Annotated in this window: 18 protein-coding genes; 14 read left to right on the forward strand and 4 right to left on the reverse strand. The window is 32.5% G+C overall.

Annotation, left to right across the window (positions count from 1 at the left end):
• The first annotated feature begins 91 nt into the window (after window positions 1-91).
• Window positions 92-583, forward strand: a complete 492-nt coding sequence (locus QLS97_RS12615; RefSeq protein ID WP_282717116.1) for a CIA30 family protein — start codon at window positions 92-94, stop codon at window positions 581-583.
• A gap of 118 nt (window positions 584-701) precedes the next feature.
• On the forward strand, window positions 702-1,175 hold the full coding sequence (gene rlmH, locus QLS97_RS12620; protein WP_114753979.1) for a 23S rRNA (pseudouridine(1915)-N(3))-methyltransferase RlmH: 474 nt from the start codon (window positions 702-704) through the stop codon (window positions 1,173-1,175).
• A gap of 14 nt (window positions 1,176-1,189) precedes the next feature.
• Here rlmH and QLS97_RS12625 read toward each other — a convergent pair whose 3' ends face one another.
• Together QLS97_RS12625 and folP are read right to left on the reverse strand one after the other, a co-directional pair.
• On the reverse strand, window positions 1,190-1,822 hold the full coding sequence (locus tag QLS97_RS12625) for a hypothetical protein (protein WP_282717117.1): 633 nt from the start codon (window positions 1,820-1,822) through the stop codon (window positions 1,190-1,192).
• A 2-nt stretch (window positions 1,823-1,824) separates the two neighbouring features.
• A complete protein-coding gene (folP, locus tag QLS97_RS12630; RefSeq protein WP_282717118.1) occupies window positions 1,825-2,649 on the reverse strand; it encodes a dihydropteroate synthase in 825 nt (274 codons plus the stop codon).
• Between the two features lie 88 nt (window positions 2,650-2,737).
• On the opposite strand from folP, the gene QLS97_RS12635 reads away from it, so the two are divergent.
• The 8 genes from QLS97_RS12635 to QLS97_RS12670 all read left to right on the forward strand — a co-directional run bounded on the left by QLS97_RS12635 (window position 2,738) and on the right by QLS97_RS12670 (window position 9,274).
• Window positions 2,738-3,286, forward strand: coding sequence for a DUF1599 domain-containing protein (locus QLS97_RS12635; RefSeq protein ID WP_282717120.1), 549 nt, complete (start codon window positions 2,738-2,740; stop codon window positions 3,284-3,286).
• Between the two features lie 16 nt (window positions 3,287-3,302).
• Window positions 3,303-4,403 (forward strand): BT_3928 family protein, encoded by a 1,101-nt coding sequence (locus QLS97_RS12640; RefSeq protein WP_282717121.1) that lies wholly within the window; start codon window positions 3,303-3,305, stop codon window positions 4,401-4,403.
• A 230-nt stretch (window positions 4,404-4,633) separates the two neighbouring features.
• Window positions 4,634-5,131, forward strand: a complete 498-nt coding sequence (locus tag QLS97_RS12645; protein ID WP_282717122.1) for a TlpA family protein disulfide reductase — start codon at window positions 4,634-4,636, stop codon at window positions 5,129-5,131.
• 52 nt (window positions 5,132-5,183) lie between these two features.
• Entirely contained in the window at window positions 5,184-5,936 is a 753-nt protein-coding gene (tpiA, locus tag QLS97_RS12650; RefSeq protein WP_282717123.1) for a triose-phosphate isomerase, read from the forward strand.
• A gap of 110 nt (window positions 5,937-6,046) precedes the next feature.
• Window positions 6,047-6,907 (forward strand): 50S ribosomal protein L11 methyltransferase, encoded by an 861-nt coding sequence (gene prmA, locus QLS97_RS12655; protein ID WP_282717125.1) that lies wholly within the window; start codon window positions 6,047-6,049, stop codon window positions 6,905-6,907.
• Between the two features lie 45 nt (window positions 6,908-6,952).
• Entirely contained in the window at window positions 6,953-7,228 is a 276-nt protein-coding gene (locus tag QLS97_RS12660) for an ATP-dependent Clp protease adaptor ClpS (RefSeq protein WP_282716208.1), read from the forward strand.
• Window positions 7,229-7,321: 93 nt separating this feature from the next.
• Window positions 7,322-8,593 (forward strand): sterol desaturase family protein, encoded by a 1,272-nt coding sequence (locus QLS97_RS12665; RefSeq protein WP_282717127.1) that lies wholly within the window; start codon window positions 7,322-7,324, stop codon window positions 8,591-8,593.
• A 9-nt stretch (window positions 8,594-8,602) separates the two neighbouring features.
• Window positions 8,603-9,274 (forward strand): lysoplasmalogenase, encoded by a 672-nt coding sequence (locus QLS97_RS12670; RefSeq protein ID WP_282717129.1) that lies wholly within the window; start codon window positions 8,603-8,605, stop codon window positions 9,272-9,274.
• Window positions 9,275-9,318: 44 nt separating this feature from the next.
• Here the strand turns inward: QLS97_RS12670 and QLS97_RS12675 are convergent, their stop codons facing one another.
• Both QLS97_RS12675 and QLS97_RS12680 read right to left on the reverse strand, forming a co-directional pair.
• Window positions 9,319-9,735, reverse strand: a complete 417-nt coding sequence (locus QLS97_RS12675; protein WP_282717130.1) for a DUF6691 family protein — start codon at window positions 9,733-9,735, stop codon at window positions 9,319-9,321.
• Between the two features lie 45 nt (window positions 9,736-9,780).
• Complete coding sequence (locus tag QLS97_RS12680) at window positions 9,781-10,341, reverse strand: YeeE/YedE family protein (protein WP_282717236.1); 561 nt, start codon at window positions 10,339-10,341, stop codon at window positions 9,781-9,783.
• 193 nt (window positions 10,342-10,534) lie between these two features.
• On the opposite strand from QLS97_RS12680, the gene QLS97_RS12685 reads away from it, so the two are divergent.
• The 4 genes from QLS97_RS12685 to QLS97_RS12700 all read left to right on the forward strand — a co-directional run bounded on the left by QLS97_RS12685 (window position 10,535) and on the right by QLS97_RS12700 (window position 14,208).
• Window positions 10,535-10,984 carry a 2-dehydro-3-deoxyphosphooctonate aldolase gene (locus QLS97_RS12685; RefSeq protein WP_282717132.1) on the forward strand — a complete coding sequence of 150 codons (450 nt, stop codon included), beginning with the start codon at window positions 10,535-10,537 and terminating at the stop codon, window positions 10,982-10,984.
• 200 nt (window positions 10,985-11,184) lie between these two features.
• Window positions 11,185-12,003, forward strand: a complete 819-nt coding sequence (kdsA, locus tag QLS97_RS12690; RefSeq protein ID WP_282717134.1) for a 3-deoxy-8-phosphooctulonate synthase — start codon at window positions 11,185-11,187, stop codon at window positions 12,001-12,003.
• Between the two features lie 17 nt (window positions 12,004-12,020).
• A complete protein-coding gene (locus tag QLS97_RS12695) occupies window positions 12,021-12,866 on the forward strand; it encodes a hypothetical protein (RefSeq protein WP_282717136.1) in 846 nt (281 codons plus the stop codon).
• Window positions 12,867-13,116: 250 nt separating this feature from the next.
• A complete protein-coding gene (locus QLS97_RS12700) occupies window positions 13,117-14,208 on the forward strand; it encodes a PAS domain-containing sensor histidine kinase (RefSeq protein WP_282717138.1) in 1,092 nt (363 codons plus the stop codon).
• Window positions 14,209-14,233 lie beyond the last annotated feature (25 nt).

The raw sequence follows: 14,233 nt of genomic DNA on the forward strand, positions 1-14,233 counted from the left end.
TTTACACCAGTTTTGTTTTTTAAATCAATACTATTTTACAAAGTAAAACAAGAACTTTTCTAGAAAAAAATAATTTACAAACTCAATAACAGTGAATGCCATAAAAATTTTTGATTTTAATTTAGAAAGCGACCTTGAAAATTGGAAAGTTGTAAATGACGCTGTAATGGGCGGAGTATCCGAAAGTAAATTCTATCTGAATACAAATGGAATTGGGACTTTTGAAGGTAAAGTTTCTTTAGAAAATAATGGCGGATTTTGTGCTGTAAAATATGTTTTTGAGCCATTATTTTTAAAAAGCGCTACACATTTTTGCATTCGGCTTAAAGGAGACGGTAAACAATATCAATTTAGAGTAAAGACCAATCGAACTGATTCACATTCGTATGTATTTCCTTTTCAAACTACCACAGATTGGCAAACGATTGAAATTCCAATCACGGAATTGTATCCTGCATTCAGAGGACAAAAATTAAATTTGCCTAATTATGACGGTTCTAATTTAGAAGAAATCACTTTCCTGATAGGTAATAAAAAAGAAGAGTCATTTCAATTGCTAATTGATAGCATTGAGGTAAAATAAATATCATCTTAGCTTTCGTAATTTTATGGATTTAAAGTCAGAATATTAATTTCCATTAAAGAGAATGCACTTTAAAACTGTTAATTTTTCTATCTTTGCGCCTCTGAAATCCAACAAAATGAACATCAAATTGATTGCTATCGGTAAAACTGATAACAAAGCCTTACAATCTTTAATAGACGATTATACCAAGCGATTGTCTTTTTATATCAAGTTCGATTTAGATATCATTCCTGATATCAAGAACGTAAAAAACTTATCCGAAAGTCAGCAGAAAGAAAAAGAAGGAGAATTAATTTTGGCAAAAATTACACCAACAGACCAACTTATTTTATTGGACGAAAACGGAAAAAATTTCTCCAGTGTAGGTTTTTCAGAAGAATTACAAAAGAAAATGAACTCTGGAGTAAAGACTTTAGTTTTCGTTATCGGCGGTCCTTATGGATTTTCAGATACCGTTTATGCCAAAGCACAAGGAAAAATATCACTGTCTTTAATGACGTTCTCCCATCAAATGGTACGGTTGTTTTTTATCGAACAATTGTATCGCGGCTTCACGATTTTAAGAAATGAACCGTATCATCATCAGTAATTATTTTGTGAAGTTTAGTAAACAAACTCTTCATATTTCATATTAAATTCTAACGATGGCAGTTTCAAACTATTTATGAAAATTTTATTTTGAATATAACTACCAAAAGTTGTGTTTTTGTCAAAGCAAAAAACATATTGGACAGCTTTATTATTTGGTAACTTATTCAAATAGGCTTGCAATTCTCCTTGTTTTACCGCAATAGTATTTACTAAAATTTCATTGTTTTTGGTAAAAAAAATCACGAATTCTGATTTTGGTTTTTCCAGTTTGTAATACACATTAGTAAAAGCAATAAAGGCTAGGTTTTTACCGATCGTATCGGCGTAGGAATAATAATTTTCAGCCTTTTCATTCTTATGTGCTTTTTCCTCTCGCTTTTTTTGTTGCAATTTCATGATTTCCGGAATGGCAAGTCTTAGTGGCAAACGTTTGTCTACATTTAGAATCCAATTAGTTGAAATAATACTGTTTTTACGGTTTACTTCTGCTAATGTATCTTTTCCTTTTGTTCTAAAAAAAATATAGATTGGAGAAAGATCATCTATATTTTTGACAATTGAAGTATTTGCTTTTGGCAACAAAATATCTTCTTTGTTCCCACAAGAAAACAAAGTAAAAAGAACAATCAGAGTAAAATATTTCATTTTTATAAATTAATTTTATTGAATAAAGTAACGCATTCCATGGCTTCTTTTACATCGTGAACACGAAGGATTTTTGCTCCTTTGGTCAATGCCAAAGCATTCAAAACCGTCGTTCCATTTAACGCATTTTCTATTGTAGTACCAAGGGTTTTATAGATCATTGATTTTCTGGAAATCCCAACAAGAAGTGGGAGTTCCAATATATTTAACAATTCCATTTTTTGAAAAACTTCATAATTTTGATCTGTTGTTTTGGCAAAGCCAAAGCCCGGATCGATAATCAAATCATTGATACCAAAACTTCTGGCCTTGGCAACTTTTTCAGAAAAATAGAACAACATTTCTTTTACAATATCATCGTAATCCGTTAGTGTTTGCATCGTTTGAGGATTTCCTCGCATGTGCATCATAATATACGGAACATTATATTTTGCAATTATCTCAAACATTTTTTCGTCCAGATTTCCTGCTGCAATATCGTTGATGATTGCTGCACCACTTTCTATGGAAGCTTTTGCCACTTCACTTCTAAAGGTGTCAATCGAAATTATCGTTTCTGGAAAATGTTTTAGAATCAAATTTACAACAGGAACAATTCTCGCAATTTCTTCTTGTTCCGAGACAAATTCTGCACTTGGTTTACTGGAATAAGCGCCAATATCTATAAAAGTAGCTCCTTCAAGTACCATTTTTTCGACTTGCGAAAGTATTTCGGTTTCATTCTTATACTTTCCACCATCAAAAAAAGAGTTGGGCGTCACATTCAAAATCCCCATAACTTTGGGAGTTGATAAGTCAACAAGTATTCCTTTGCAGTTAATAGTCATTCGTTTACAGTTTTAAAGACTTCAAAATTCTACATTCAAAAAAATTATCTTATTTTTGAAAAAATTTGAATACAAATATACACCAATAATGAAGAATACTTCAAAAGAATACGATACTGTGGTTGCGACTTGTCGTACGCTGTTTATCAACAAAATGAAAGATTACGGATGTGCTTGGCGAATTTTAAGACTGCCTTCGTTGACAGATCAAATCTATATAAAAGCCCAAAGAATTAGAAGCTTACAAGAAAATGAAGTCCGCAAAATTGATGAAGATGAAACAGGTGAATTCATCGGAATTATCAATTATTCTATTATGGCGTTGATTCAATTGGAATTAGGCGTTGCAGACCAACCTGATTTAAGTGTTGAAAAAGCAACCGAATTATACGATGCCAAAGTTAAACTGACCAAAGATTTAATGGAAGACAAAAATCATGATTACGGTGAAGCTTGGCGCGACATGCGCGTGAGTTCATTGACGGATTTGATTTTGCAAAAACTACTTCGTGTCAAACAAATTGAAGACAATAAAGGAAAAACATTAGTTTCTGAAGGAATCGATGCGAATTATCAGGATATGATTAATTATTCGGTTTTCGCCTTGATTTTAATGGGTTTTGGAAATAAACAATAAAAAGCAATAACTAAACATGAAAAATATAATTACTCAATTTTCTAGAATTTTCGTTGGAATCCTATTCATTATCTCCGGATTAATTAAACTGAATGACCCAATCGGGTTTTCATACAAACTGGCTGAATATTTCAGTGAACCCGTTTTCAACATGCCATTTTTTGTTCCGTTTGCATTGGGAATCGCTTTGTTTTTAGTAATTCTTGAAGTGGTTCTAGGGATTATGTTGCTCATAGGTTACAAAACCAAATTCACTATCTGGAGTTTATTAATCTTGATTGTACTGTTTACTTTCCTGACTTTTTATTCGGCTTATTTTAATGTGGTAAAAGACTGTGGTTGTTTTGGAGATGCTTTAAAACTGACGCCTTGGCAATCTTTTACAAAGGATATTGTTTTACTTTTCTTTATTCTGATATTATTTTTTAATCAAAAATTGGTAAAACCGTTGTTTAGCAATAACGTACAAAACATAGTCATTTATACCAGTATTGTTTTATCATCACTTATGGGAGTTTGGGTTTTAAACCATTTGCCATTGATCGATTTCAGACCTTATAAAGTAGGAAACAATATTCAAAAAGGAATGCGAATCCCTGATGGAGCTGAAAAATCAGTAGTAGAAATGGTCTTTATTTACAAAGTTGGCGGTGTCGATAAAGAGTTTACCGAAAAAGATTTGATGTCGATTCCTGAAGGTGCCGTATTTGTAGACCGAAAAGACAAAGTTATCACAGAAGGTTACGTTCCTCCTATTCATGATTTTACAATGGAAAAAGATGGTTCAGATTACAAAGATGAGTTTTTAGAAGAACCAAAATTGATGTTGATTACAGCTTATGATTTAGTCAATGCAGATCACAGTGGAATGGCAAAATTGGAAAAACTGAGTCAGGATGCTAAAGCAAAAGGATATAAAGTAGTTGCAATGACGGCCTCTTCACCAGAAGAAATAGCTGCTGCAAAAAAACAATTCGGATTAACATTTGACTTCTATTTTTGCGATGCCATAACCGTAAAAACCATCGAAAGAGCGAACCCAAGTATTGTACTAATTGAAAAAGGAACAATAAAACAAAAGGTTCATCACAACGATATTGCAGATTTGAAATTCTAAATAAACTATAAAAGTATAAAGTCGTAAAGTCCAAAAGAGGAAACTTTACGACTTTATACTTAAAAAGAATGACAAATGCTTTCTAAATAAACCGGTAAATCAAAATCATTCCATTATTTTTAAACTATAACGATATTGCTTTGTCATTTTCGAATAATGCTTTCAAAATTTCTTATTCTGTATAACGCATTCAAATTGTTTGTTTAACTTTGTTTAAAAACAATACTATAATGAAAAGAATAATAGCTCTATTAATTGCGTTTGTCACCTTCTCTTGCACATCTACTGCGCAAAAAACTAAATTCTCCAAAGAAGCTTTATCTGAAACCCTTTTAGCCACTGATGGAAGTCAAGTTGCTTTTAAGGATATTTTAAAAAAACACAAAGGAAAAACCTTGGTAATCGAAGTTTGGGCTTCCTGGTGTGGTGATTGCGTAAAAGCAATGCCTAAACTAAAGGAGTTACAAGCTAATAATCCTGATGTCGCTTACCTATTTCTTTCGATGGATAAAACTGCCGATAAATGGAAAGCTGGAATCGAAAAACACCAATTGAAAGGGGATCATTTCATGGCAAATGACCAAATGAAAGGGGTATTTGCAAAAGCTATGGATATTGATTGGATTCCAAGATACATCATTGTAGACAAAAACGGAAAAATTGTTTTATACCGTGCCATAGAAACTGATTTTGATAAAATCAATGAAACGCTTAAAAATTTAAAATAATTCATTGCAATATTGAAAAACATAACCAAAAACTAAATATAATACGACTAAAATGAGAAAGAAGATTGTTGCCGGAAACTGGAAAATGCATAAAAATGCAGAGCAAACTGAAGATTTATTGAATGAATTAATAGCAAAAATACCAACTGATACAAAAGCACAAGTAATTGTAGCTCCAACATTTGTAAACTTAGCTTCTGCTGTTGATCATTTAGAATTCACAAATATTGATGTTGCAGCACAAAACGTACATCAAGCGGAAAGTGGCGCTTTTACAGGCGAAATTTCAGCTGATATGTTAAAAAGTGTTGGTGTAGATATTGTAATTCTGGGACACTCAGAACGCAGAGCTATTTTCCATGAAACGGATGCTTTGATTGCTAATAAAGTAAATACAGCTTTAGAGCATGATATGATGGTCATTTTTTGCTTCGGCGAAGAATTAAAAGACCGTCAATCAAAAAATCATTTTAATGTTGTAGAAAACCAATTGCGAGATGGTTTATTCCATATTGAATCCAAAGACTGGGAAAGTATTGTTTTGGCCTACGAGCCAGTTTGGGCAATAGGAACTGGAGAAACAGCTTCTCCGGAACAAGCACAAGAAATGCATGAATTCATCAGAGAAACAGTTCGTAAAGCTTTTGGAAGTGATATCGCTGAAAACGTATCCATCCTTTATGGCGGAAGTGTAAAACCTGAAAATGCAAAAGAAATATTCTCAAAACCAGATGTAGATGGTGGTCTTATTGGTGGTGCTGCCCTAAAAGCAGATGATTTTGTAGCAATTGTAAATGCTATCTAAATTTCATTTTTAGATTATAAAAAAAGCGGTGAAATGAATCACCGCTTTTTTTATAGTTTAAATTATTCATGAGAATAAAGAGAAATAGTACCTTTGTAAAAAAAAGAAGCATGTCAAACATTTATATTGGGTATCATTTTACTATTGAACCTAAAGACTCGAGCAGTAGCGAACAGGCGAAGCAATTAGGGTCTGAAATATTAATTGCAGAATTAGGAGAAAAAGCATTCGAGAGTTTTACAGAAACTGAAACCGGTATTTCTGCTTTTGTTCAAAAGGATTTGTGGGACGAAACTATTTTGGAGGATATTCATATTTTACAATCGGAGGAATTTACAATCGATTATACTTTTGAAGAAATCGAACAAGTCAACTGGAATGAGGAATGGGAAAAGAATTTTGAAGCGATAGATGTCAATGGAAATTGTCATGTACGTGCACCTTTTCATCCCAAAACAGATGCCGAATTTGACATTGTAATTGAACCAAAAATGAGTTTCGGAACAGGTCACCATGAGACTACTCACATGATGATTCAGCATCTATTAGAAATAGACGTTACTGGAATGAAAACCCTTGATATGGGCTGTGGAACTGCCATTTTAGCAATACTTGCCGAGATGAAAGGTGCGCAACCAATTGATGCTATTGACATTGACAACTGGTGTTATTTGAATTCTATAGAAAATGCACAACGCAATAATTGCAAGCACATTACAGTTTATGAAGGTGAAGCTGCATTACTAGAAGGCAAAAAATACGATTTGATTATAGCTAACATTAACAGGAATATTTTGTTGAACGATATGCAAAGTTATGTTGATAGTTTAAATCCTAATGGAACACTACTTTTAAGTGGTTTCTACCAAGAAGACATTCCATTTATTGATGCTTCATGTACTGAAAAAGGATTAACTTATGTTAAAAAATTTGAAAGAAACAATTGGGTATCTTTAAAATATGTAAATTAGTGGTACTATTTTTTTATTAATTACGAAAGTACAAAAACCTACAAAATGAGTACTAAAGAAAAAGTAAGAGAAAGAGTTAGCGTCAAGGAAGCTATAAGTCTGGACAATGAAATAGTAGTTTACAATGATGATGTAAATACTTTTGACCATGTTATTGAAACTTTGATTCGCGTTTGTAATCACACTCCGGAACAAGCCGAACAATGTTCATTAATTGTGCATTATAATGGGAAGTGTACCGTGAAAACGGGTCCTTACGAAAAATTAAAACCACAATGCACCCAATTATTAGAAGCAGGATTAAATGCGGAGATAATTTAAGACTAATAAAACTTCCCTTTAAAAAATAAATTACTGTGAATAATTCAAAAACATTCTCTTTTATTCTATATTTGAATAAAAAAAAGTGTTTTTATGGAAGAATATGGTAAAATTTTAGTTTTTGTAATGCCCATTTTCTTAATATTAATTATTATCGAAAAAATTTACGGGCATTATAAAGGGGAAGACACCGCACCAAATATGGATTCTGTTTCGAGCGTAAGCTCTGGAATGGTTAACTCCCTAAAAGATGTTTTGGGGCTCAGCATTACGCTAGTTTCCTATGATTGGATTGTCTCTAAAATAGCTTTATTCGATCTTGAAGCGACCTTTTTTACTTATCTCATAGGATTTATCGCTATTGATTTTTATGGCTATTGGAGTCATCGTTTGTCTCATCAAATTAATTTTTTATGGAACAAACATGCCATTCATCACAGTAGTGAGGAATTCAATCTGGCCTGTGCCCTTCGCCAACCCGTTTCCAGTTTTGTCAATCTGTTTACCTTTTTATTGATTCCAGCCGCTCTTTTAGGAGTTCCCTCCAAAGTGATTGCGATAACCTTACCGATTCATTTATTCCTGCAATTCTGGTATCACACTAAGCACATAAAAAAAATTGGTTTTCTGGAAAACATACTGGTTTCTCCATCACATCATAGGGTTCATCATGCTATTAACCCAGAATATATGGATAAAAATCATTCACAGATATTCATCATTTGGGATAAATTGTTTGGTACTTTTCAAGCAGAATTAGAAACTGTTCCACCCGTTTTTGGAATAACAAGACCAGCGAGAACCTGGAATCCTATTCGGATTAATTTTCAACATTTATGGTTACTCATTACAGATGCTTGGCGCGCCGAAAACTGGAAAGACAAGTTTACCATTTGGTTTAAACCAACTGGCTGGCGTCCAGAAAATTTTGAAGAAAAATATCCCGTTACTAAAATCACCGATGTCTATAATTTTGAAAAATACGGCGTTCAACATTCTAAAAAACTGATGTACTGGTCCTTATTTCAAGCTATTATTACGTTGTTACTTATTAGTTATATGTATAATTCCATTGCGATAATAGGTTTGCCAAATGTATTTATTTACGGCGCATTCATTTTTCTGACCGTTTACAGTTACACGGAATTAATGGATACCCGCAAAATTTCTGTATTCTGGGAAAGTATCCGTTTTGCATTTGGGATTGGACTAATTTTCTATTTTGGAGATTGGTTTGGAATGAATCAATTTTTTCCTTTTGCGAGTTACGTTATTGTAAGCTATCTTGTTTTGTCATTGATAGTAACCATTTATTTTGTCAACAGTAATTTTGAAAAAGAAACTATGATTGTAGCTCAATCTTAAAAAGAATATATGAAAAACAACATAATATTAAAGAGTTTTATAGGGTTTAGTCTTGTTTATCTTTTGATAATTCTTTTTGGAAGAGAAGATATTGTTTGGTTTTTAAAACCATTTTTATTGCCGTTTCTAATTCTGGCAGTTTATTTACACGAAAGATTTACTACTAAGAAAATTCTTTTAACTGCCTTGACTTTGTCATGGATAGGTGATATTATTTTGATGTTTGCTGACAAAGGAGAATTATATTTTATTGCAGGGCTGATTGCCTTTCTACTTTCGCATATTTCTTATATTATACTGTTCAGCAAACAATTAAAGATTTATTTAAAGAAAAGTAAAATCATTTTCTGGGTAGGAGTTACAGCAATTGCCTTTTATTTAATCGTAATGATGCTGATTTTATTACCAAGTTTGGGAGACTTAAAAATTCCTGTTTTTCTATATGCACTCACAATTTCCATTATGTTGTTATTTGCGCTCAAAGGCTTTTTAAATTGGCAAAAGCCTGCCAGTATATATATTTTAATTGGTGCTACCATTTTTGTAGCTTCAGATAGTATTTTGGCATTTGATAAATTTTATGCACCGCTGCAATACAGTTCCTTCTTGATTATGTCAACCTACTTACTTGCACAATACTTGATTGTTACCGGCATTTTGAAATTAAACAAAAAAAAGTAGCATTTTCATACGAGAATGCTACTTTGATACAAGCTATTTATCGATTAATGAGGTAATTTATTTTTCAATAATCCATATAAATAAGTTCCCAAAAGAGCTCCGAAAAGTACTATAGAAACGGTCCAAAAACCAGCGCCAAGCAATATAAATATTGGTCCCGGGCAAGAACCTACCAAAGCCCAACCCAATCCAAAAAACAATCCGCCAATCCAGTAGCGAGCAGAACCTTTTTCTTTATCTGGAATTTCAATCGATTCTCCTTTGATGTCTTTTATGTTGTTTCTTTTTATGATTTGAATACCAATAATTCCCGTGAAGATAGCCACAGAAATAATTCCGTACATGTGAAACGACTGAAATTGAAACATTTCATAAATGCGATACCAAGAAACGGCTTCAGATTTAGTCAGTACGATTCCAAAAACAAATCCAACTAATACATATTTTATTATATTTTTCATGATTTTTATTTTAATATTAAGGTCATTATGATTGCTTAGTAATTCTTATTTTAAAATCAATGGCAATAAAAAATGCGCCATTATCAATCCGCCGATGAAAAATCCAATAACCGCTTTCAAAGAAGGGATTTGTAAATTACTCAAGCCTGAAATGGCATGTCCTGAAGTACAACCACCGGCATAACGAGAACCAAAACCAATCAAAACGCCACCTATAAGCAGTATAAAAATACTTTTTGGAGATTCTAAAATGGAGATTCCAAAAAGTGCATCCGGCATTAATTTTCCGTTTGGAGCTTCAATACCAAGTTGTGCTAATTGTGCAATTGTTTTAGGATTAATGTCCACATTTGAAGTATCGCTCAAAAAATGAACGGCAACAAAACCACCTAACATAGCTCCAAGAACGACTACTAAATTCCAGCGTTGTGCTCTCCAATCAAAATCAAAAAAAGCGACTCGTTTTCCTAAACCAGCCATAGAGCACAGCGAACGCAAATTAGAAGACATCCCGAAAGACTTTCCGAAATAAATCAAAGAAAGCATAATCATACCAATCAAAAATCCAGAAATATACCAGGACCATGTTTGAAAAATAATATCCATGTTGTTTTTTTGTGCAAAGATAAGAAGCATTTTACGAGATTTTGGAAGAAATGCTACATTCGGTAAAAAAGTGTGTATCCAAATTATTACGGGAACACGCACTAAGGTCTAAAGTTCTGTTTATATTTGTATTATTTAAATTACATGGTATTGTAATTGCTAATTAATTTTACCTAATAAATTTACACTGAACATGAACAAATCAATCTTTTTTATTGCGTTACTAATTAGTATAGCTTCTTGCACCAGTACACAATCTACTTTGAAAAATACGGATGATAATGCACCAAACCTTACTCTTTCTAAAGACAATACTTTTGTAATTACGGAATACAGTAACGACAAAAAATATGGTTATGATAAAGATTATCCCATCAATATTTTCTTTAATAACACTAAAAACGAAACAATCAATCAAGGTCGGTTTTTGAACGCATTAGCAGGGCCTAATGGTGAAAAAATTACGTTTACTAAATTAGAAAGCTGCTGTCCCTTTCCAACAAAAAGAAGTGAAATGGGTGCCGGATTTCTGGATGTTTATGAATTAAAATGGGTTGGCCAAAAAAAACCAATACTACTCTATTTGAACATCTATGAAAAAGGAATTTTGATGGTTCCAACGGGACTTTCATTGAAAAAATAATAGACTTCAAATCCCAAAATATCCTTATAAACCAATTCCCTAGCCCTGATGGCAGTGGAAATCCTCCCGTTTTTCAGGGAGATTGCAACGTACAGCAGGAAAAAGCTCCTAATAAAAAGTTAATCAATAAATTATTTGCAAATCATAAATCGGAAATCGCAAATCATAACTACCTTTGCACTTTCTAAAAAATTCATATTATGAACCTACAACATATTCCACAAATTAAATATACTGACAGTGGTAATTTCTTCCTACTTGCTGGTCCTTGTGCCATTGAAGGTGAAGAAATGGCGATGCGAATTGCCGAAAAACTAGTCGGTATTACTGATAATTTACAAATCCCTTTCGTTTTTAAGGGTTCTTTCAAGAAAGCAAACCGCTCTAGAATTGACAGTTTTTCAGGAATTGGAGATGAAAAAGCATTGAAAATCCTTAGAAAAATTTCGGAAACCTTTAAAGTTCCTACTGTTACGGATATTCATACGAATGAAGATGCGGATATGGCTGCTCAATATGTTGATGTATTGCAAATCCCTGCTTTTTTAGTGCGTCAAACCGATTTAGTAGTGGCTGCTGCCAATACCGGAAAAGTGGTCAACTTGAAAAAAGGACAATTTATGAGTCCGGAAAGTATGAAACATGCAGTTCAAAAAGTATTGGATTGTCACAATGAAAACGTGATGGTTACGGATAGAGGAACGATGTTTGGCTACCAAGATATGATTGTTGATTTTAGAGGAATTCCTACGATGCAACAATATGCTACTACTGTTCTTGATGTTACACACTCACTGCAACAACCCAACCAAACGGCTGGTGTAACTGGCGGAAGACCAGATATGATTGAAACCATTGCCAAAGCTGGTATAGCTGTAGGTGTGGATGGAATTTTTATTGAAACTCATTTTGATCCTGCTAATGCAAAAAGCGATGGAGCAAATATGTTGCATTTAGATTACTTTGAATCCTTAATGACCAAGTTAGTTGCCATTAGAAAAACAATAAATACATTTTAACTTTAGGCCCAAATTCATTGAAGCATTTTTTTTTATTTTCAGCATTCCTAATTATACTATTTACTAATACTACAATTGCACAGGAAAAAACAATAATACAAGATCGATACACCAGTCATAACAAAGGGAAATTTTTTGTTTCATGGGGTGGAAATAGAGACAGCTATTCTAAATCTGACGTGACTTTTCGCGGTAAAGACTACAACTTTACTTTGGAGAACATTCAAGCGCATGACAAACCAAAAGGATGGCATGTTGACTACCTCAATCCAGCCAGAATGACCATTCCTCAAACTAATTTTAGATTGGGATACTTTATAAATGATCATTATAGTGTTGCTATAGGAGTGGATCACATGAAATATGTGATGACACAAGATAAAGCCGTAAATATTGATGGTTACTATCCTAATCCAGGATCGTATAATGAGTTATTGCCAAACAATCAGGTGCTTTTGACCGAAGAGTTTCTAATGTATGAACACACCGATGGTTTAAATTATGTAAATACAGAATTTTCAAGACACGATGATATTTCTTCTGTTTTCAAAATTAAAAATACAGACAAAATTCAAGTTAATCTAACTGAAGGAGTAGGTTTTGGTCTTTTGTATCCAAAAACTAATACAACATTATTAGGAAAAGAACGTCATGACGATTTTCATGTTTCAGGGTATGGAACTTCTTTGAAAGCAGGATTGAATGTTACTTTTTTCAAGCACTTTTATATTCAAGGAGAACTTAAAGGCGGTTATATCAACATGCAAGATATACGAACTACAAAAAGCTCAGAGGATACTGCCTCACAAGATTTTTTCTTTTTTCAGAGAATCATTGCTGTGGGAGGAATTTTCAGAATATAAACACTATCTAAACTATAACAAAACGAGGCTGTCTGTAAAATGACAGCCTTGTTTTGTTTAATCTATTTTTTTTATTTTAATGGATTGGATACGCATATTTTAATTATAAATTTGTTTGCAGCATCGCTTTTATTATAAATAATTATTAGCTAAATTTGGATATTAGGTTTTTTTTCAAAAGAACAAAATTAAACAACTCATAAAATTTGTATTTGCCCAAAATCCGAATAATAAGTAACTTTTAAAATCAATGACTGTAAAAAAAAGTAATCCTGATTCAGAAGGGATCTATCACTTTGATAATTTTTTTAATATCTCAGCTGATTTTATTTGTATCGCAGGATTTGATGGCTTTTTCAAGAGAATAAATCCCGCTGTTTCAAAATTATTAGGCTTTTCAGAAGAAGAATTATATGAGAGACCTATCAGCAGTTTTGTTTATACTCCAGACCTTAAAATCACTATAGAAACCAGAGAGCAAGTATATAAAAACAAGCCTCTTTTAAATTTCGAAAATAGATATTTAACTAAAAGCGGAGCCATTGTATGGCTATCTTGGACATCTATGCCTGTCGAGTCCGAAAAATTAGTATATGCAATAGCCAAGAACATCACTCACAAAAAAAAAGTAGAAGAGGAACGCAATTTACTTTTGGCAAATCTTACACAAATCAATAAGGAACTTACCGTTTTATCACACAAAACATCCCATGATTTAAAGTCACCTATTAATAACATGCTTTCGGTTTTTAGTCTTATCGATGTCTCTAAAATCAATGATCCAGAAACGTTGGAGTTAGTAGAAATTCTTAAATTAACCAGTGAAAATTTAAAACAAACTTTAAATGATTCTATTGATCAATTAGTAGAAAACGAGAGTATCAACACTCAAATTGAAGAAATAAATTTAACTGAATCACTTGCTGAAGTTCTTGCATCCATAAATTCTTTGGTATGTGATTCAAAAGCAATTATTAATGTTGACTTTTCAGCTTTTGAAAATGTTACTTTTAACAAGGCATATATCAAAAGTATTTTTTTGAATTTACTAACCAATTCAATTAAATATGCAAAACCTCATCAAGCACCTATTATTACCATTCAATCTAGAAAAGTTAATGGCGTAAACCAATTAATTTTTTCTGATAATGGACTAGGTTTTGATATGGATAAAGTGAAAGATAAGATTTTTGGTTTATATGAAAAATTCCATAATAACGTTGACAGTAATGGTATAGGATTATATCTGGTCTACAATCACATCACGAGTTTAGGTGGCCGAATAGCCGTGGAGAGTAAAATAAATGAAGGTGCTACATTCATTATTTCCTTCAAATATTGAAAAAAAACATATTGTAGCACCTTCA

Source organism: Flavobacterium yafengii (assembly GCF_030010375.1).
GTDB lineage: Bacteria > Bacteroidota > Bacteroidia > Flavobacteriales > Flavobacteriaceae > Flavobacterium > Flavobacterium yafengii.

Excerpts from the sequence above, each read along its gene's own strand:
- QLS97_RS12675 (WP_282717130.1), bottom strand. The coding sequence starts at position 9,735 with ATGAAAAATATAATAAAATATGTATTAGTTGGATTTGTTTTTGGAATC.
- QLS97_RS12700 (WP_282717138.1), top strand. The coding sequence starts at position 13,117 with ATGACTGTAAAAAAAAGTAATCCTGATTCAGAAGGGATCTATCACTTT.
- QLS97_RS12685 (WP_282717132.1), top strand. The coding sequence starts at position 10,535 with ATGAACAAATCAATCTTTTTTATTGCGTTACTAATTAGTATAGCTTCT.
- tpiA (WP_282717123.1), top strand. The coding sequence starts at position 5,184 with ATGAGAAAGAAGATTGTTGCCGGAAACTGGAAAATGCATAAAAATGCA.
- QLS97_RS12640 (WP_282717121.1), top strand. The coding sequence starts at position 3,303 with ATGAAAAATATAATTACTCAATTTTCTAGAATTTTCGTTGGAATCCTA.
- folP (WP_282717118.1), bottom strand. The coding sequence starts at position 2,649 with ATGACTATTAACTGCAAAGGAATACTTGTTGACTTATCAACTCCCAAA.
- QLS97_RS12635 (WP_282717120.1), top strand. The coding sequence starts at position 2,738 with ATGAAGAATACTTCAAAAGAATACGATACTGTGGTTGCGACTTGTCGT.
- QLS97_RS12660 (WP_282716208.1), top strand. The coding sequence starts at position 6,953 with ATGAGTACTAAAGAAAAAGTAAGAGAAAGAGTTAGCGTCAAGGAAGCT.
- QLS97_RS12680 (WP_282717236.1), bottom strand. The coding sequence starts at position 10,341 with ATGGATATTATTTTTCAAACATGGTCCTGGTATATTTCTGGATTTTTG.
- prmA (WP_282717125.1), top strand. The coding sequence starts at position 6,047 with ATGTCAAACATTTATATTGGGTATCATTTTACTATTGAACCTAAAGAC.
- QLS97_RS12670 (WP_282717129.1), top strand. The coding sequence starts at position 8,603 with ATGAAAAACAACATAATATTAAAGAGTTTTATAGGGTTTAGTCTTGTT.
- QLS97_RS12625 (WP_282717117.1), bottom strand. The coding sequence starts at position 1,822 with ATGAAATATTTTACTCTGATTGTTCTTTTTACTTTGTTTTCTTGTGGG.
- QLS97_RS12645 (WP_282717122.1), top strand. The coding sequence starts at position 4,634 with ATGAAAAGAATAATAGCTCTATTAATTGCGTTTGTCACCTTCTCTTGC.
- rlmH (WP_114753979.1), top strand. The coding sequence starts at position 702 with ATGAACATCAAATTGATTGCTATCGGTAAAACTGATAACAAAGCCTTA.
- QLS97_RS12665 (WP_282717127.1), top strand. The coding sequence starts at position 7,322 with ATGGAAGAATATGGTAAAATTTTAGTTTTTGTAATGCCCATTTTCTTA.
- kdsA (WP_282717134.1), top strand. The coding sequence starts at position 11,185 with ATGAACCTACAACATATTCCACAAATTAAATATACTGACAGTGGTAAT.